Origin of the sequence: Pseudoalteromonas sp. OFAV1, assembly GCF_021532595.1 — a bacterium.
Classification (GTDB): domain Bacteria; phylum Pseudomonadota; class Gammaproteobacteria; order Enterobacterales; family Alteromonadaceae; genus Pseudoalteromonas; species Pseudoalteromonas lipolytica_C.
Window position 1 is genome coordinate 47,146 of record NZ_JAKGBG010000017.1, and the last position, 18,858, is coordinate 66,003.

At 40.9% G+C, this 18,858-nt stretch carries 17 protein-coding genes; 9 read left to right on the top strand and 8 right to left on the bottom strand.

Going from position 1 to position 18,858, the window contains the following annotated elements:
• Positions 1-88: 88 nt before the first annotated feature.
• Both L1267_RS11530 and L1267_RS11535 read left to right on the top strand, forming a co-directional pair.
• Positions 89-913, top strand: coding sequence for a M90 family metallopeptidase (locus L1267_RS11530; protein WP_235382902.1), 825 nt, complete (start codon positions 89-91; stop codon positions 911-913).
• Positions 914-1,019: 106 nt separating this feature from the next.
• On the top strand, positions 1,020-4,205 hold the full coding sequence (locus L1267_RS11535; RefSeq protein WP_235382903.1) for an amidohydrolase family protein: 3,186 nt from the start codon (positions 1,020-1,022) through the stop codon (positions 4,203-4,205).
• 54 nt (positions 4,206-4,259) lie between these two features.
• Here the strand turns inward: L1267_RS11535 and L1267_RS11540 are convergent, their stop codons facing one another.
• Complete coding sequence (locus tag L1267_RS11540; protein ID WP_235382904.1) at positions 4,260-4,802, bottom strand: TetR/AcrR family transcriptional regulator; 543 nt, start codon at positions 4,800-4,802, stop codon at positions 4,260-4,262.
• Between the two features lie 99 nt (positions 4,803-4,901).
• Between L1267_RS11540 and L1267_RS11545 the strand changes: the two genes are divergently transcribed.
• The gene (locus L1267_RS11545) at positions 4,902-5,378 is read left to right on the top strand and encodes an HPP family protein (protein WP_235382905.1); all 477 of its coding nucleotides are present in this window, start codon (positions 4,902-4,904) and stop codon (positions 5,376-5,378) included.
• A 30-nt stretch (positions 5,379-5,408) separates the two neighbouring features.
• Here L1267_RS11545 and L1267_RS11550 read toward each other — a convergent pair whose 3' ends face one another.
• Positions 5,409-5,786, bottom strand: coding sequence for a hypothetical protein (locus L1267_RS11550; RefSeq protein ID WP_063706001.1), 378 nt, complete (start codon positions 5,784-5,786; stop codon positions 5,409-5,411).
• Between the two features lie 150 nt (positions 5,787-5,936).
• On the opposite strand from L1267_RS11550, the gene L1267_RS11555 reads away from it, so the two are divergent.
• Entirely contained in the window at positions 5,937-6,689 is a 753-nt protein-coding gene (locus L1267_RS11555; RefSeq protein WP_138556787.1) for a Nif3-like dinuclear metal center hexameric protein, read from the top strand.
• Positions 6,690-6,695: 6 nt separating this feature from the next.
• On the opposite strand, the gene L1267_RS11560 is transcribed toward L1267_RS11555, so the two are convergent.
• Positions 6,696-7,460 (bottom strand): YdcF family protein, encoded by a 765-nt coding sequence (locus tag L1267_RS11560; protein ID WP_135924174.1) that lies wholly within the window; start codon positions 7,458-7,460, stop codon positions 6,696-6,698.
• A gap of 55 nt (positions 7,461-7,515) precedes the next feature.
• Positions 7,516-8,403 (bottom strand): LysR substrate-binding domain-containing protein, encoded by an 888-nt coding sequence (locus L1267_RS11565; RefSeq protein WP_054551603.1) that lies wholly within the window; start codon positions 8,401-8,403, stop codon positions 7,516-7,518.
• Positions 8,404-8,755: 352 nt separating this feature from the next.
• On the opposite strand from L1267_RS11565, the gene L1267_RS11570 reads away from it, so the two are divergent.
• Entirely contained in the window at positions 8,756-9,400 is a 645-nt protein-coding gene (locus tag L1267_RS11570; RefSeq protein WP_235382906.1) for an alpha/beta hydrolase, read from the top strand.
• A 2-nt stretch (positions 9,401-9,402) separates the two neighbouring features.
• Entirely contained in the window at positions 9,403-10,239 is an 837-nt protein-coding gene (locus L1267_RS11575) for an alpha/beta hydrolase (RefSeq protein WP_235382907.1), read from the top strand.
• Positions 10,240-10,270: 31 nt separating this feature from the next.
• Here the strand turns inward: L1267_RS11575 and L1267_RS11580 are convergent, their stop codons facing one another.
• The 3 genes from L1267_RS11580 to L1267_RS11590 all read right to left on the bottom strand — a co-directional run bounded on the left by L1267_RS11580 (position 10,271) and on the right by L1267_RS11590 (position 13,457).
• Complete coding sequence (locus tag L1267_RS11580; protein ID WP_235382908.1) at positions 10,271-10,750, bottom strand: YchJ family protein; 480 nt, start codon at positions 10,748-10,750, stop codon at positions 10,271-10,273.
• A gap of 40 nt (positions 10,751-10,790) precedes the next feature.
• The gene (locus L1267_RS11585) at positions 10,791-11,228 is read right to left on the bottom strand and encodes a SulA-like leucine-rich domain-containing protein (protein ID WP_235382909.1); all 438 of its coding nucleotides are present in this window, start codon (positions 11,226-11,228) and stop codon (positions 10,791-10,793) included.
• A 303-nt stretch (positions 11,229-11,531) separates the two neighbouring features.
• Entirely contained in the window at positions 11,532-13,457 is a 1,926-nt protein-coding gene (locus L1267_RS11590; RefSeq protein WP_235382910.1) for a S9 family peptidase, read from the bottom strand.
• 150 nt (positions 13,458-13,607) lie between these two features.
• On the opposite strand from L1267_RS11590, the gene L1267_RS11595 reads away from it, so the two are divergent.
• Positions 13,608-14,198 (top strand): ABC transporter ATP-binding protein, encoded by a 591-nt coding sequence (locus L1267_RS11595; protein WP_235382911.1) that lies wholly within the window; start codon positions 13,608-13,610, stop codon positions 14,196-14,198.
• A complete protein-coding gene (locus tag L1267_RS11600) occupies positions 14,195-15,289 on the top strand; it encodes a DUF6136 family protein (protein ID WP_268842611.1) in 1,095 nt (364 codons plus the stop codon). The genes L1267_RS11595 and L1267_RS11600 overlap by 4 nt, the downstream gene beginning before the upstream one ends.
• Here L1267_RS11600 and fadE read toward each other — a convergent pair.
• Entirely contained in the window at positions 15,286-17,742 is a 2,457-nt protein-coding gene (gene fadE, locus L1267_RS11605) for an acyl-CoA dehydrogenase FadE (protein WP_235382912.1), read from the bottom strand. The two genes, L1267_RS11600 and fadE, sit on opposite strands and share 4 nt — an antisense overlap.
• Positions 17,743-18,079: 337 nt before the next feature.
• Between fadE and L1267_RS11610 the strand changes: the two genes are divergently transcribed.
• Positions 18,080-18,844 carry a class II glutamine amidotransferase gene (locus L1267_RS11610; RefSeq protein WP_054551596.1) on the top strand — a complete coding sequence of 255 codons (765 nt, stop codon included), beginning with the start codon at positions 18,080-18,082 and terminating at the stop codon, positions 18,842-18,844.
• Positions 18,845-18,858 lie beyond the last annotated feature (14 nt).

Below are 18,858 nucleotides of genomic sequence, written 5' to 3' on the forward strand. Positions count from 1 at the left end.
GGTTTTTGAAAATAAAAAGTGTGCAAACAATTGATCTTTTTTGGTTTGCACACATTAAAGTAACAAGACTGTTTTTTAGGCGTTAGTAATGCTAAACCTGTTGTTGTTAGTTTTTTTAATTATATTTATTGTCTGTTACTGGCGCTGGGATGACATCCGTAACCACTTTTGGCAGAAAAAATACCTTAATTACTCCCTCAATGCTCAGCAAAAAAAACTGCTATTAAACTATATGCCCATCTACCAAAAGATGACGGATGCAGACCGTGAAAAGCTGGAGCGTCACATTGTCTGGTTTTTAAATGAAAAGCGCTTTATTGGCTGTGATGGCCTTAAACTTAATGATGCAATGAAGCTGATTGTAGCGGCCGATGCCTGTGTTTTAGTGCTTAATAAACCTTGGCCCCTGTATCGCAATGTAAAAGAGATCCTTTTATATCCAAGTGCTTATTATGCGCCGCAAACTTCCCGCGATAATGCAGGACTCGTAAGCTATCACAATACCGTGCGCCAAGGAGAGTCTTGGCCGGGTGGAACCTTGGTACTGAGCTGGCATGATGTTCTTGAGGGCAATCGCTTACCAAGTGATGGACATAATTTGGTGTTTCATGAGTTTGCTCATCAACTCGACCAAGAAATAGGGCAAACCACAGGCACGCCATTGCTTCCGAGTAATGAGGATTACCAAAAATGGGCGAAAGTATTTAGCCGCGCATTTAATCAACTCAAAACCCACTTAGCCTATGGCATGCCTCATGTTATTCACAGTTACGGGGCAACTAATGAGGCCGAGTTTTTTGCTGTTATCACCGAAACCTTTTTAGAAAAACCTGCAGAACTCAGGCAGTTTGACCCAGAAATTTATCATTTATTGGTTGGCTTTTATCAGTTTGATCCGATTGCGTGGCATTAGTCGTCAATTTACGTCTGTTTAACACGTATTGCTGGAATCTTGCTATGCTATTTGGTGCAATCTTAAAAGTGTGCATATAAGCAAAACAATAAAAAGTGAGATTTCAATGAAGAAAATGCTTCATACAGCGCTTGCTGTATCGATTTCACTTGCTCTATCAGGGCAAGTGGCTGCAACTGAGCAATCAAATGATGACAAATGGCAAGTAGATACACCAAAAGGCCAATTCCTAGACGCTAAAATTAGTGTTGAGCAAGGCACGTGGATGAATGTTGATATTAGCCCTGATGGTAAAACAGTGGTGTTTGACCTACTCGGCGATATTTATACCATGCCAATGTCGGGTGGTACTGCAACGCAATTAACCAGTGATATTGCATGGCAAATGCAACCACGCTTTAGCCCTGATGGTAAGCACATTGCGTTTACTTCAGACCAAGGCGGTGGTGACAATATTTGGGTTATGGATGTAAACGGTGAAAACCAAAAGGCAGTAACCAACGAAACATTCCGCTTGTTAAATAGCCCAGCTTGGAGCCCAGATGGCGACTATTTAGTTGCGCGTAAGCACTTTACTGCAAGCCGCTCTTTAGGTGCTGGTGAAGTATGGCTTTACCACAAAGCGGGTGGCAAGGGTGTGCAACTAACTGCACGCGAGAACGACCAAAAAGACTTAGGCGAGCCAATGTTCTCACCTGATGGTCGTTATGTTTATTTCTCTCATGATGCAACGCCGGGTAAAACATTCCATTACTCAAAAGACTCTGTAGCGGGCATTTATAAAATTAAACGCTACGACCGTGAAACCGGCGAGATTGAAACAATTATTGATGGCATGGGTGGAGCTATACGACCGACACCTTCACCAGATGGTAAAAAACTTGCGTATATCAAGCGTGATGATTTCCAAACAAGCTTGTATTTATATGATCTCCATACCGGTGAGCATACAAAGCTTTATGGTGAGCTTGAACGCGATATGCAAGAAACATGGGCTATTCATGGTGTATACCCGACAATTGCTTGGACACCAGACAACGAACAACTAGTATTTTGGGCGGGGGGGTCAATCCATAAGTTAGATGTGGATGATAAGTCTGTCTCGACTATTCCATTTAAAGTTGAAACCAATAAGCAAATTCAAAAAGCAGTGCGCTTTACACAAAACATCGATAGCGATAATTTTGATGTGAAAATGCTGCGTAATGTACAAATTTCACCAGATGGTGAAACAGCTATTTTTGAGGCGCTAGGTCATATTTATAAGCGTGATTTAGAGTCAGGCAAAGTAAAGCGTCTGACTAAGCAAGACGATCACTTTGAATTATTCCCGCAGTTTTCTCGTGATGGTAAGAAGATTGTTTACACCACATGGGATGACAACGAGCAGGGCTCAGTACGTGTTGTGTCTGCACGTGGTGGTCGTGGCGATACTATTACCAAAGAACCAGGTAAATACGTAGAGCCAACATTTAGCCCAGATGGCAAAACGATTGTTTACCGTAAAGCGTCTGGCGGCAGTATCCTTAATCCAACATGGTCATTAGAGCCAGGTATTTACTCAGTAAGTGCTAAAGGCGGTAATTCAACACTTATCACTAAATCAGGGTATCAGCCGCAATTTGGTGCAGCGAATGACCGTATTTATGTGATGAGTCCTTGGCCAAAACCAACATTAAGTGTTGTTGAACTTGAATCAAAACAAGTTCGTAAACTTTACGAATCAGAACATGCAACAGAGTTTAGAGTATCACCAGATGGTCAATACCTAGCGTTTGCAGAGCGTTTTAAAGTATTTGTTACACCATTTGTTGAGCGTGGCAAAACCATTAATATTGGTCCGAAAGATAGCCAATTCCCAATTGAGCAGCTCTCTGTTCGCGCGGGTGAAAACATCAGTTGGAGTGGCACAAGCGATAAACTTTATTGGAGCCTAGGCCCTGAGTTATATCATGCAAGCCTAGCGGGTTTATTTGATATTAACCAAAATGCAGAGACTGACTTTAAAGTTAAAAGCGGCGATAACATCGGTTTTACAAAAACCATGGCCGAGCCTAAATCAGTATTTGCGTTAACTGGCGCACGTATTATCACCATGAACGGTGAGCAAGTCATTGAAAACGGCGTTATTGTTACTGATGGTAAGCATATTAAAGCGGTTGGCAGTAAAGACAGTGTTGCTATTCCTAAAGGCGCAGAAGTAATTGATGTAACTGGCAAGACGATTATGCCGGGTATTGTTGATGCGCATGCGCACGGCTCGCAAGGCAGCGATGAGATCATTCCACAGCAAAACTGGAAGAACTTAGCTGGCTTAGCGTTAGGTGTGACAACGATTCACGATCCATCAAACGACACCACAGAGATTTTTGCTGCAAGCGAAATGCAAAAAGCAGGCATGATTGTCGGCCCTCGTATTTTCTCAACGGGTACCATTTTATATGGTGCAAATATGCCAGGTTATACATCGCATATTGACTCGTTAGAAGATGCTAAATTCCATCTTGAGCGTTTAAAGAAAGTAGGTGCGTTTAGTGTTAAATCATATAACCAACCTCGTCGTGAACAGCGCCAACAAGTTATTGAAGCAGGTCGTGAACTTGAAATGATGGTTGTGCCAGAAGGCGGTTCATTACTACAGCACAACTTAACCATGGTAGTTGATGGTCATACGGGTATTGAACACTCAATTCCTGTTGCCAATATTTACGATGATATTCGCCAGCTTTGGTCTCAAAGCGATGTGGGTTATACGCCGACACTGGGTGTAGCTTACGGTGGTATTTGGGGTGAAAATTATTGGTACGACAAGACGGATGTGTGGAATCACCCACGCTTAAGTAAGTTTGTTCCAAAGAATCAGCTTTTACCTCGTTCAATGCGTCGTGTTAAGGCGCCCGATCATCACTATAACCACTTCAACAATGCCCGTGTTGCCAAAGAGCTGCAAGACTTAGGTGTGTTAGTAAACCTAGGTGCTCACGGTCAACGTGAAGGTTTAGCGGCACATTGGGAAATTTGGATGTTTGCGCAAGGTGGTATGACACCACTTGAAGCTATTCGTGCCGCAACGTTAGATCCTGCTAAATACATTGGTCTGGATAAAAACATCGGTTCTCTAGAGCCGGGTAAACTTGCCGATTTAATTGTTATTGACGGTAACCCGCTAACTAACATTCGTGATACAGATAAAATAGATTACACCATGATCAATGGTCGTTTATTTGATGCTGCTACCATGAACGAAGTGGGTGAGAAAAAACGCGAAAAGTTATATTTTGAAAAAATCTAACATAGCAAAAATCTAAACAGAAAGCGGCCATTGTGCCGCTTTTTTATTGTTTATTTATTGTTTTAAATAAGGGAATTGTTTAATTCCTACTAGTTTTGCTTGGCAGATCATGCCCTCAACAAGCGTCATCAAATAGTGGCTCTGTGAGTTTAGCTGCGAACTATCCATGTTGTTACAGTTTGATAAACGCTGTTTTATTAACTGCTGCACCGCTATTTTATGCTCTTTGCAGGCTTGATTAATTGGACTTGCAGGATCAGCAAATTCAGCAGCAGTGTTAATAAATAAACAGCCATTGAAATCACCTAACTCTGTTACTTCAGAGTTAAACCAAGCTTCATGGCAGCTGATCAACGTTGCTTTAAACTCTTCAACAGTGGTTTGCTTGCTGGTGGCATGCGTTAACCAATGTATAAACCTATTATGTCGCTCACTGAGGCACGCGAGTAACAATTCATCTTTACTTGCGAAATGGTGGTACATGGTTTTTTTGGCGACACCCGCCACATTAATGATTTCGTTTATTCCCACACTATGAATGCCTTTTTGATAAAAAAGTGACAAGGCGGTCAAAATAATATGTGTTCGTTTATCCATAACAAGGCCTCAATTGGAGATTAATGATAGCTTGACAGAAGTAGACCGGCTTGTCTACCATTCGCGAGGTAGACAATTCGGTCTACTTTGGGAGGTGTAATGGATAATAAAGTAACTAAAGCGGCAATCGCGGGTGTGTTTGCTTGTATGGCAATTTTTGTATTGGCCTATTTACAGCAATTAGGAAGTTATGGGGTGTGGTTGATGGCCCCCTTTGGGGCAACTGCGGTTCTGGTATTTGGTGTGCCACACAGCCCTTTAGCTAAAGCGAAGAATGTTATTGGTGGGCACTTTTTAACTGCACTAATCGGCGTTGTATTTGTAAATTATGTCGGTGTAGGGGCTGTTGAAATTGCTGTAGCTACAGGGTTGGCAATTAGCCTAATGATGTTGACAGATACCGTACATCCAGCGGCAGGCGCAAACCCTATTTTGATTATGCAATCTATGCAAAGCTGGGACTTTTTAGTGATGCCCGTATTAATCGGAGCCGTATTTATTGTATTGTTTGGCTATTTAAGTCAATGGATATTAAGCAACCAATTGAATAGCCATAAAAAAACCGCTAACGAGTAGCGGTTTTTAAAATTGCTAAGTGTAATTTGATTACACAACACCACGCGGTAAACGACAATCGTGGTCTTTTTCAGCTAGGTTAACAATCCAAAGCTCTTCAGCTTTGTAACCATCATCGTTTGCTGTAACAACAGTAAACGGTGCTTTCTTAGCTGTTTTAGCCGGTGCAGCGGTTTTAGTTTTGGTTTTTTTCGCTGGTGCTTTTGGTGCTTCTTCTGCTTTAGGCTCAGCTGTTTTACCAGAAGTGAGCTCTTCAGTCAGCGCTGCAACATCAGCAAGGCGCAAGTTTTTGCCACCATCGATGCTATACCAACCAGGTTTTGTAGTGATTTCAGGTTTCTTACCATTCGCTGCTTCGTATGCTGCTTCGAAGGCATTTAACACTTCTGTTTTGTCTAGTTTGCTCATCAGAGACCCTATACGTTGTAAACACAGATTAAGAATATATATTTATACCTATTTTCAGCTTACTTTTCAATTTTTTGCGATTTTCCTTCCATTTTTCACTCATAAACGCCAAAATTTGCACAAAATAGAGGGTTGAAGGACGATTTTCATATGCAACGCAAACAATTTACTCAATTATTAAACGACATTCTTAAACCTGATTCTATCGCTGACTTTTGCCCAAATGGCTTACAAGTTGAAGGGGCGAGTGAAGTAAAAAAGATAGTGACGGGCGTCACAGCTAGCCAAGCATTGATTGATGCCGCTATTGCAGAAAATGCAGATACGATTCTGGTACATCATGGCTATTTCTGGAAAGGAGAGTCGCAGCCAATCACGGGCATGAAAAAACGCCGCATAGCAGCGCTTTTAAATAATGATATTAATTTATATGGCTATCACTTACCGCTAGATATTCATCCTGACATTGGTAATAACGCACAATTGGCAAATTTACTTGGTATTGAGTTCACTGGTGGGCTTGAATCTGGTCCAAATAGTGTGCCGGTAAAAGGGCGTTTAAAAACACCACTAAGCGGTGAAGAATTTGCCGATAAAATTGCGAAAGTACTTAATAGAGCACCATTAACTAGTTTGGTCAGAAAAGAAAAAATCGAAACCATCGCTTGGTGCACCGGGGGTGGCCAAGGGTATATTGATTTAGCGGCTGCTCAAGGGATTGATGCTTATCTTACAGGTGAAGCCTCTGAGCAAACGATTCATAGTTCACGCGAGCAAGGCATCGACTTTTTTGCAGCAGGACACCATGCTACTGAGCGTTATGGCATTAAAGCCTTAGGCGAACTTTTAGCTGAGCAGCATGGTTTTGATGTAACGTTTATCGATATCGACAATCCAGTCTGATTAAATCTACAGCGCCTCTGGATCAATCCAGCGGCGCACACTTACCCAAGCACTGCCAATTTTTTCATGAGCGACTCTGGTAACGGCAACCAGTACATCATCATCTGGTATAAACTGCTTATACGTCGGATACTGACTAAAATCTTGGAAGTCAGTTGCAGCAGGGATCACATCAACACCTTGTGCATTAAATAAATCTTTCGCTCGTGGCATATGGCTTGCTGAGGTGACTAGGGCTGTTTTTTTATCGACTAAATAAATGGCAAGTCGCTTCGCTTCTTCAGCGGTATCCATAGCGAGGGGATTTTGCTTAATTCGGGAGCCTTTAATGCCGAGCGCTTTTGCTGTTTCAAACATGAGCTGGCTATTGGTGGTGTTAGCAAAACCGCCCCCTGATACATAGAGAGTGGCGTTTGGGTAGTGGTGGGCAAGCTTAACACCTTCAAGTAATCGAGCAAGCGCACAATCGCCTAACTGGTGATTAGCGGCAAGGCGAGAGTTGGGCATTATAGAGCAGCCAAGTACCACAATATTATCGAGTTTAGGGTGTTTTGCTTGGTTAAATTGCCATGCTGGGTTATTGCTTGCAGCTATCAGTGACTGACCAATAAATGGCGTGCTTATCAGCATTAAAGTTAAAATGCTAACAAAGCCCAAATAGAGTGCTTTGCGTTTATGGGCAATGGCTAAAAATACCATCACTAAAGTAAGCAGCCCGAGCAACGGCAGGGGCATTAATAATGAGCCAATGATCTTTTTAATTTCAAACATGTATCAGCATTATTGTTTGTAACAGATGCAGCTATGTTAATTATTTTGCCTTTCTTTAGCGACCGTTATTTTGCTTACACGTATTTAAAAAGTGGCGATAAACAGGGTTATCTTTCATATTCTTTTTCATCGCTAAATACATAGGGCGAGTAAGGCCAAGTGCACCTAACGGAATCGACTTAATGAGTCCTTGGCTTTCATAAGGGGTGACTAGCCAATCTGGTAAAGCTGCAACACCCATTCCAGCGCTCACTAATTGGAAAATCAATAAACCTTGGTCAACAGTTTTAAGCGTGCCATCAAAGCGTGCATTTTGAATAAAATGTTTAAAGATATCTTGGCGCTCTCGCGGGATAGGGTACGAAATAATAGTTTCGTTTTTTAAATCAAGGGCGGTGACATAGGCTTTTTTTGCCAACTCATGATCCGGTGCAACGATTAATTTTAATTTAAAATCAAACAGGTGAGCATACTCAAGCTGATCGGGTTCACGAATATCAGAAGTCAGCACAAGATCTAACTCATCATTAATTAAATCTGGAATGGCGTCGTAGCTAAAGCCGCGCTCATAATCAATTTTGATATCAGGCCAAAAGTTATTAAATTCTTTGATAGTTGGTAGCAACCAATGAAAGCATGCATGACACTCAACACTTAAACGTAAATTTGAAATTGGCTGATTCAGGCTTTCTTTTAAACGACACTTTGTCGCTTCAACCCTCGGTAAAACCTCATTAGCAAGCTCCAGCAGTAACATGCCTTGCGGTGTAAAACGCACAGGCTGCGTCTTACGTTCGAACAGTTGGCAATCTAGCTTATTCTCGAGATCTTTAATTTGATGTGATAAAGCCGATTGAGTTAAAAACAACTCGCGGGCGGTATTGACCAATGAGCCTGTCTCTTTAAGGGTCGCTATGGTTTTTAGGTGCTTTATATCAATCATCTTTAAAAAATCTCATGAAAAATGTGAGCCAAACTCAGATTACGAACATAGTACGCTTAAGAATTTGTTTTTTCAACGTCTAGACGTCTAAAATTAGTGATTGCTTTAACTTTTTTTTTACAATACGCTTTTTTACTGTCAATTGACATCGCTGTCATTGTTTTTTTACTTAACTTATATCAAAAAGCTATGAATATACCTCAAGTTGGTTTTTGGAGATCTCTTTAGGTTTTTGATTAGGGTTAACTCACTTCTCACTTAGGCAAAGCGACCTGACTTACAACTAAGATATTATTTTTAAAACTGTTATTATCGTGCAATCAGTACGATTTTATTTTTCAAAGGGATACCAGTGTTACGTACACTACTTTTAACCTGTGCTTGTTGGGTTATGCCTGCTCTCGCTGGCACTATTTACAGCCAGTTTCCAACAGAGATTGATCCGCATGAGCACTATGTTTTTTATTCCCATGGTTTTATCGTCGAAGGTAAAAACCCTAAGCCTGTTCACAAAACCTTTGGTGTTTATGACTTTATTTCGGTAAAAGAAGCACTTGCAGATGATAGTTATCATTTAATTGCCTATCACAGGCCAAAAGACACTGAACCATTTGCATTTGCGAAAAAACTTGCTGCAGATGTTGAAGCATTGATCAGCGCCGGTGTTGATGAGTCGAATATTAGTTTGGTTGGTTTTTCACGGGGTGGGGCATTGTCGATACTGGCAGCCAATGAGCTTAAACGCACACATATTAACTTAGTTATATTGGCAGGTTGTGCTGGCCTAATAAAAAAGAACTCATCAGTTAAAGCTTACGGCAAGGTTTACTCTATCTTTGAACGCTCAGATCAGGTTGGCTCTTGCCAGTTTTTAATTGATAGAAGTGCAGTAACTAAGTTCGAAGAACTAAGCATCAATACGGGGCTCTCCCATGGTGCATTTTATAAGCCAAAAGATGAGTGGCTGTTACCAATTAAGAAGTGGCTGAAGGATTAACTATGCCTTATTTATTGCTATTGCTCGTTTTTGTGATCAGTGTTTTCGGCGTGAGCTCAGTAAGCCATGCTGAGCCATTTACTTTGCCACGCACTAATACTGTTTTAGTTAAAGGTAAACATACCGAAAACGAATACCCCATTACAATTAAACTCCCACGCAGCTACCAAGCACAAAGCCAGAAGCGCTACCCAGTTGTTTACTTGTTAGATGCAAACTACAGTTTGCCAATTGCCTCTGGCGTCAGTCGCTTTATGATGAATTCGGGGGCGATGGAAGAGGTGATTATCGTCGCAGTAGGGTATCAAAAAGGTGTGCCGGGGCTTAATAGCCGTATTTATGACTATACGCCATTTGAAGATAAAAATTGGCAACGTAAAACTGGCGGAGCAAGCCAGTATCTAAACTTTCTAAAACAATCTGTATTGCCATATATTAAGGCTCACTACAGAACAAATCAAAAAAGTACATTAGTCGGTAACTCACTGGGTGGTTTATTTGCTTCCTTTACCTTATTTACCGAGCCTTCGCTTTTTTCAAGTTACATTATCGGCAGTCCTTCAGTGTGGTTTAAGCAGCATAGCCTTTTAGCTTTGCCTGTAGTACCAGCTGCCAACACAACAAAAGTTTACATCGCAGTGGGAGAACTTGAAGAAAGTGAAGGTGAAAAAATGGTGTCGGGTGCGAGGCAATTAGCAGCTAAAATTAATAAACAAAGCGGCGCGCTTGTTACAACAAATTTATTTGTTATTCCTCAGGCACGCCATGCAACCGCATTCCCAACAACGATTACCCAAGCCCTAGACTGGATTTACCAGACCAATACCAACCCGCAATAATACTTAATTAAGCGGATTGGTATAAGAGCAATTAAAGAGCGTGACACTTTTTATATTTTTTACCGCTACCACAAGGGCACTCGTCATTACGGCCAATTTTAATATCTGCAACTGGCGTTATATCACCATCTAGGTAACGCCATAGGCCATCTTCTTTAATAAAACGCGACTTTTCGTGTAACTCACAATACAAGTTTTGGTAAAAGTAATTTGCTTTAAATTCTACAAAACCTTCTTGATCATTATGTTCTGTATCTAAAACACTTAGCTTGGTAAAACGGCAGCTATTAGCAAAATCTTTAATTTCGCGAACCGGGTTTGCGGCTTGTTGGCTTTGTGCATAGGTGCTAAATACATATTTTGCATCTTTCAGCGCGTATGCACTAAAACGAGAACGCATAAGTTGCTCTGGCGTATCAGCTTGGCTTGCACCTGTATGAAAAGGTTGGCAGCAAAGCTCGTAAGTCGATTCGCTGCCACAAGGGCAAAGGGGGTGTGTGAGTGATGTCATAACAACTTACCTAAAACTATAAATTGTTATTTTAACAAGCCTATTGTGGCTGCGGTACTAAATTGTTTAATTGAGCGCTTTTTGTAAAACAATAAAACTTAGCAGATGCTTGCTCAAGATTTAGATTCATCGAATCAAGTTGATGATTGTTTACAATATCTGTCCATGTGATCACTGCGGCAAAATTACCATTATGTAATGCAGAGCTAAGTACGTACTCAAGGTTAACTAAATGCTTTTGTCTGATCACAAGTAGTTTGCTGGTATCAATCGAACACGAATCTAATAATGCTTTGCTAGGAACATGATCAGGGGCAATTAATAGTGTCCAGGCATTTTGGCTATTGTAATTATGCAATACTTTTAATAGCTCAAAGGTTGCTGATATTTCGTCTTCAATTTGAATTAAATTAACAGACGCTTTGTCGTTATCTTGTTGGTAGCTTTTAACTGTTCTTAAGGTAATTGGCTGTAACATAACTTTCACTCACTGGTTGTTTATACAGTATATGTATACAGTAGTTTATACAGTATTTTTGCGCAAGTACTTTTTTGCTATTTTTTAACCAATTATTCAGTTTTATGTTAATTAAATTTATTTAGTTCTTATTAAACAATGGGTTACTTTTTTGTTTTGGAAGGTCAAAAAGGTGAAAAATTTATCATTAAAATTACACAGTATTCTATACAGTACTGTATGAGCTACTATATTTTGCTTCTATACAGGTGTTTTGCATAAAAAAGCCGGTTTAAAAACCGGCTCATTACCTTTGCAATTTTGCTATTTATCTAAATAGGTATTTAAAAACTCAAGATATGCGTTTGAGGCTTTAATGCGGTTTTCCTTTTTAGTAAAACCATGGCCTTCATCATCGAATAATACATATTCGACAGGCACACCATTTGCCTTTACAGCGGCAACGAGCTCATCGCTTTCAACTTGTAAAACGCGTGGGTCATTAGCACCTTGGATCACCATTAATGGCTTAGTGATGTTTTTAGCATGAAATAGTGGCGAAATTGCACGGTGACGCTCACCGTCTGTCGCGGGGTCGCCCATTTCATCGTACAGTGCCTTTTTAAAGCTTTCCCACCATGGTGGAATCGAGTTTAAGGTTCTAACCCAGTTTGTTACACCAAAGATATTAATGCCTACTTTGAATTCTTCAGGTTCAAAGGCAAGTGCTGCGGCGGTCATAAAGCCACCATAGCTGCCCCCCATGATGCCAATTTTATCAGCATCAACCCAATCTAGGCTTTGTAGATGCTTTTTGCCGTATACGATATCTTGTAAATCATCAGTGCCATGTTTTTTATCATCTAAATGGAAGAAGGTTTTACCATAGCCTGAGCTGCCTCGGTTATTAACCGCAAAAATAGCATAACCATGATTGACTAGATGTTGCTGCATCGCACTATATCCAGTACGGCTTTGTCCACCAGGGCCGCCATGCACCCAAACTAAAGCAGGTACTTTATTGTTGCTGTTGGCTTGCTTAGGTTTATATAAAACCCCCGGGATTTCTAAACCATCAAAGCTCTTAAAGCGCACAATTGTGCTCTCAACTAAGTCACTTTGATTAATTGCATCACTTAATGTGTTAGTTAATTGTTTAGCTTGCGGCTCACCGACTTGCCACACAAATAAATTGCTTGGCGAGGTGTCTGAATTTAAATAAAACGCCATAGTTTTTTCATCAGCTGAAAAATTAACACCACGTAAGTTACCTGCAGGCAACGATGGCATAGTAATACCTTTACCTGTGGTGGTATCGATTATCGATACCTTAGTGCTGGCGTCGGCATTAACACCACTTACTTGATAACGGCCAGATTTAGAGAAGTATATAAAGCTGACATCCCACTCATCTTTGAGGGCAGGGCTGTGCTCGCCGGTAGTTAAGTCATAACGCCACACTTGTGCAAACTCACCTTTAGCATCGGTTGAGTAATACAATGATTTACTGTCTCTTGAGAAGGTTTCTGGGCCATACTTAGCGTCGTCGTCATGACGGGTGATAAGCTCTGGTTTAAGGGTTTTTTTACGCGTATCGAGAATGAACACATCGCTGTCTTTGTTCGAATTGTTTTTCGATAAAGCAATAAAGCGGCCGTCAGGGCTTATCGCACCGACATCTAGCCCCATGGTATTTTGATAAACCGGCGTTACTTCATAGCTGTTAGCATCAACACGATATAGGTCCATAAACTTAGCATCACGCTGATTGCTGGTTATAAAAAAGTGTTTACCGTCTTCTGTGAAGCCTGCAAATCCTGCACGGGTTTCTTCACCTGGGGTGAGGTCTTTAACTGTGCCATCTGTTTCGCGAACGTAGATGTGATAACGCTCGTTACCGCCTGAGTCTTTAGTAAATAGTACGCGCTCATCTTTAGGGAAATAAGCCACTGCATAAGTACTGTCTTCAAAGTCTGTTAAGCGGGTTTTTTTGGCGGTTTTTATATCTACTTCATACAGGCTATAAATGCCGCTTTCATCACTGCTAACGAGTATTTTGTCGCCTTTTGGTGAAAAGCTGCTGCCCATAATTGAGGTTGTATCAAAAAAGGTTTCAGCATCATACTGTTTAACAGTTTGGTTTTGTTGCACGCTTTCGGTGCTGCTTGTTGATTGGGTTGATTGTGAACATCCTGCAAGTGCAAGGCTGAGTGCACATACCACGGCTGCTAGTTGAAAACTCGGTTTCATTGTAATTATTCCTTGTTAATTTTTCGTTATAAAGTGTTGCCTGTTCATAATCTAAACGCAAGTTTTACCCGTTCGATATTTGTTACAAATCATGTAAATAAATAGGGACATGAGTGTGATATTATTTTTCCACTATTAAAGGAAGTAAACATGATTGCAATAAACAACCTCAATAAACGTTTTGCCTCAGCCCACGTTTTTGAAAACTACAATAAGCAATTACAAGGTAAAAGAGTTTGTTTACAGGCAGCCAATGGCAGAGGAAAAACAACGCTACTGATGATGCTCGCTGGCCTAGAAGAGCCACAGTCAGGGCAGATTTTATACAATAATGAGGCATTAAAATCACCGCAAAACGATGCTTCAATTGCTAGCGACCGTATTGTGCTGCCTGATTTTTTAACTGCGAGGCAAATTATTGAACTTAGTTGCAAGGCATTAAAGAAAGACATACCAAAGCAGCTCATTACAGGTTTTAACTTTACAGAGCATCTCAACACTCGCTTCAGTTCTTTATCGAGTGGAAACCAAAAGAAATGCCAGCTTATTACTGCTTTTTTAAAGCAAGCTCCATTTTTGCTATTAGATGAACCGAGTGCAGCACTTGATCAAACAAGTATTCAATTTTTGCTGACCTTACTTGATGGCTACTTAGATGATAAACCTAATGGGCAAGTCATCATTACAAGCCACGAACCTGAGGTGTTTATACAGCATGGTTTTGAGTGTACAGCATTATGATTGAATCTCTTGCTAGCTACGTGTCATTCCTTTCTTATAGATACCTAGCATATACAACCACTCTCAAAAGCATGCTATCTCAGTTAAAGAGTTTTAGCTTGCTGTTCGCTCTGGTACTAGGCCCAGCATTTCTTGGTATGGTTTTACTTTTGTTTTTAGGTCTTGGGAAAATAGTCGATAGCCATGCAGAACCCGCTTACGGTGCAAAAATAGCTGTGGTTTATCTTTTACTTGAATCGGTGATGTTATGGGCCATGGCGCCAGCCATTAAAAATGTGCAAAACAGGGCATTTCAGCGAAGCCTTTATAAACCCTCTTGGCGAGTATGTGTTGACTGCAAGTTATTATTTTTAAGTAATGTTTGGCTCATTGCGAGTTTAATAATAGCTGTAGATTTATCGTTGAAACAATGGCTACAAGTGCCTCATTTTATGATTTTTGTGTTTTTGCAGTGGCTATGTGGGGTATTTGTTCTTTATAGGCCAATTGCACTTTTTTATAGCTTGTTAATAAGCTCTGTATTGATATTACTGCCTGTTAGTTTATCTTCGCTGCAATACTATCTAGGATTTATTGCTATTTTCAGCTGTTCGACTTTAATCCCTTCTGTAAGAATTAGCCATAAGTTGAAAGTACACTCGTTTGCTTTATTTTGGCTTAGTTACTTTTTACAACACAGTTGGTGTTTAATATGGCGTGGCTCAGTTTTAGTTGCATGTTTGTTTTCTTTATTACAGCTAATAACAATTCGGAGTGACTTTAGTGATCTGATACAGGCTTTAGCTTTATCAGTATGTGTGTTGCTAACTAGCTCGTTACAGTTCGATTGCATGGCTGTTTTTAAAAAATATCGGTTATTCTTTCAAAGTAATAACCAAGACAAGCTGTTTTATGTAAGCCATTTTATACCGAGTCTTATATTTTTTGCTGTGGCTTTAATGGTAGTTATAAGCATGCTTGGCACTAACTTGCTTTACATACCCATTGGCGCAGGCTGGTGTTTATTACAGCAATATATAGCGCAAAAAAATCCAGCGCAATTTGCGCTGGTTTGGTTTTTCATAACAATTGGAATTGTTTTGCTAGCTTAAGCTGCGTCTGCTTTTTTATCGCTTTCGCCACGGGCTACTTTACCAGCAACTAAGTCTGCTGGGTCAAAGTCGTCAACGTTAATAACGTCAAGACGGGCTTTTTCAACAGCCGCTAGTTTGTCGGCTTCAGCTTGGCTTAAAATGCCTGCTTCTAGGCCCATTTGCGCTACTTTATCAAGCTGGAAGAAAGGCAGTTTTACGCCTTTTTCACGGCATACCTTGTCAAACAGCGGCTCAACTTCGAGAATGTCTTTAAGCGTTTGCTCTTGACGACCAACAAGGTTAAGTGGCTCGTTTTTAAGGTAAATGTAGTTAGCTAAACGGTTACGAGTTTCGCTTGGTACTTGTAATAAGTGCGCAAGTTTATGCTCAAGCTTATCAGTAGGTTTACGAACTGGACGACCGAATGGGAATAACATAATTTTTAGCATTGCACGAAGTGGTGCAGATGGCATGTTATTGATTAGGTCAGCAAGAGCTCGTTGACAGTGGTAAAGGTGATCTTGGCAGCTCCATTGAACTAGCGCAAAATCTTCTTTTTTACGGCCTTCGTCGTTGTAACGTTTAAGTGTTGCAGATACAAGGTATAAGTAGCTTAGTAAGTCACCTAAACGTGCAGAGATACGCTCTTTACGTTTTAATGAACCACCAAATACCGCCATGCTGATATCTGACATTAATGCTAATGATGCACTGAAACGTGACGCAACACGATAAAACTCAGCGGTTTCGTCTTTGTACGGCGTACTTGTGAAGCGAGCATTCGTTAGTGCTAACCACTTAGTACGAACAAGGTTCGAAATAGTAAAGCCAACGTGACCCATTAATGCTTTATCGAATACTGCAAGCGCTTCTTCGCGGTCTTCAATTGCACAAGCGCCTAGCTCAGTTAACACGAATGGATGACAACGAATTGCACCTTGACCATAAATGATCATGTTACGCGTTAAGATGTTTGCACCTTCAACAGTGATTGCAATTGGCGCACCTTGATAACCGCGACCTAGGTAGTTGTTTGGACCAAGCATAATGCCTTTACCACCATGAACATCCATGCCGTGAATCGTTGCTTCACGCATTTGTTCAGTTAAGTGGTATTTGATAATCGCAGATACAACCGATGGTTTTTCACCAAGGTCAACAGCACCGGTAGACATGCTAACGGCAGCATCAGAGCTATAAGCGTAGCCTGCAAGTTTTGCCATTGATTCTTCAACACCTTCCATTTGACCAATAGGTAAACGGAATTGACGACGAATACGGCTGTAAGAACCTGTTGCAAGCGCAATTGTTTTAATGCCGCCTGTAGAGTTAGACGGCAAGGTGATTGCACGACCAACAGATAAACATTCAACAAGCATACGCCAGCCTTGACCAGCCATTTTCGGGCCACCAATGATGTAATCAAGTGGTACGAAGATGTCTTTACCGCGAGTAGGACCATTTTGGAATGGTACGTTTAGCGGGAAGTGACGACGGCCAATTTCGACCCCTGGGGTGTCAGTTGGGATCAGCGCACAGGTAATACCAGGTTCTTTATTATCACCTAGTAAACCGTCTGGATCTTGTAGTTTAAATGCAAGACCAAGTACAGTCGCAACAGGAGCAAGAGTAATGTAACGTTTGTTCCACGTTAGGCTAATACCAACAACTTCTTCGCCGTTCCATTGACCTTTACAAACAACACCGTAGTCAGGAATTGCACTTGCGTCAGAACCAGCTTCTGGTGATGTTAAAGCAAAACATGGGATCTCTTGACCACTCGCTAAACGTGGTAAGTAATGATCTTTTTGCTCTTTAGTACCATAGTGCTGAAGTAATTCGCCCGGACCTAATGAGTTTGGTACACCTACGATAGATGAAAGTAACGTTGATTTACTTGTTAGCTTTTGCAGTACACATGATTGTGCATAAGCAGAAAACTCTAAACCGCCGTATTCTTTTTTGATGATCATGGCAAAGAATTTATTATCTTTTAGATATTGCCAAACATCTTGCGGTAAATCAGTTAATTCGTGCGTTGCGTGCCAGTCATCTAACATGCTACACACTTCTTCAACTGGGCCATCAATAAACGCTTGTTCTTCGATAGTCAGTTTTGGTGCTGGGTATTGGTGTAATTTGTTCCAGTCAGGACGACCACAAAATAGATCCGCTTCCCACCACGTAGTACCTGCATCGATTGCTGATTTTTCAGTATCCGACATTGTCGGGGTTACTTTTTTAAATGCAGCAAAAATAGGTTTGATGATGTATTGTTGACGAATGCTTGTCACAGAAAGTGGCACAGCAATAAGTAAGAATAGTAGCCAACTGATTGCACCAAACGCGCCAGCAAAAGTGCCAACAAGTAAGGTCGCAATGGCAATACCTAAACAGGTATTCCAGCTCGATCTGTGGTAACTCGCCACACTAAGTAGCACGAGTAAACCAAGTAAAAATATGAGAGTCATTGATTATTCCTTAATAGAGGTCAGACCACCTCTTTTAGAGTAGCGCTACAACCATGAATTATCAAGAGGGGAACAAAGATAAAACGATGCTTTGTAAAACCTTTTAATGAGTAAACTGTATGAACAGTGCAAAAAAATTTACAGTGGGCTTATGACTATTTAGTTTATGTAAATGGTACACATAAAAAGGTGTGTAAAATATGCACTATTTATCAGATAGTTCTGAAAATCTCAGCATAGCAGTTGCCATCTTTAGCGCTATGTACAACAATGAGCGCAGGCAGGGATCAGCCCATCATGCCTTTTACTTCGATTAGTTTTATAGGTTAAGAGTTCTATGTGTGAGTTGCTTGGCATGTCAGCCAATGTACCAACGGATATTTGTTTTAGTTTTTCGGGCTTATTAGAGCGTGGTGGAAACACAGGCCCGCATAAAGATGGTTGGGGCATCACCTTTTATGAGGGTAAGGGCTGTCGCACATTTAAAGATCCCGAGCCAAGTTGCCAATCAGAAATTGCCAAACTCGTTAAAGCGTATCCTATTAAAAGTATTTCGGTGATAAGTCATATTCGCCAAGGGAATCGTGGTCGTGTATGCCTTGAAAACACGCATCCGTTTACCCGCGAGTTATGGGGCCGTGAAATTACGTATGCACACAACGGGCAATTATCTAATTATCATGATTTAAAGCCAGACTATTATCGACCTGTCGGTAACACTGACAGTGAACTGGCGTTTTGTTGGCTGCTCGATAAGATCCGTGAAAAATACCCTAAGCGGCCATCAAATATGGCGTCTGTATTTCGTTATGCGGCAAAGCTTGCCCATACCCTGCGCGAAAAAGGCGTATTTAATATGTTACTGACCGATGGTGTTTATGTGTTAGCTTATTGCACCAATAACTTACATTGGATCACTCGCCGTGCACCGTTTGGCAAAGCGACATTAATTGATGCAGACATGGTGATTGATTTTCAAAAAGAAACCACACCGAACGATGTGGTTACTGTGATTGCAACACGGCCACTCACCAATGATGAACGCTGGCAGAAAATGGAACCCGGTGAGTTTGCCCTGTTTAAAATGGGTGAAAAAATCTAAATAAAAGATGAAGC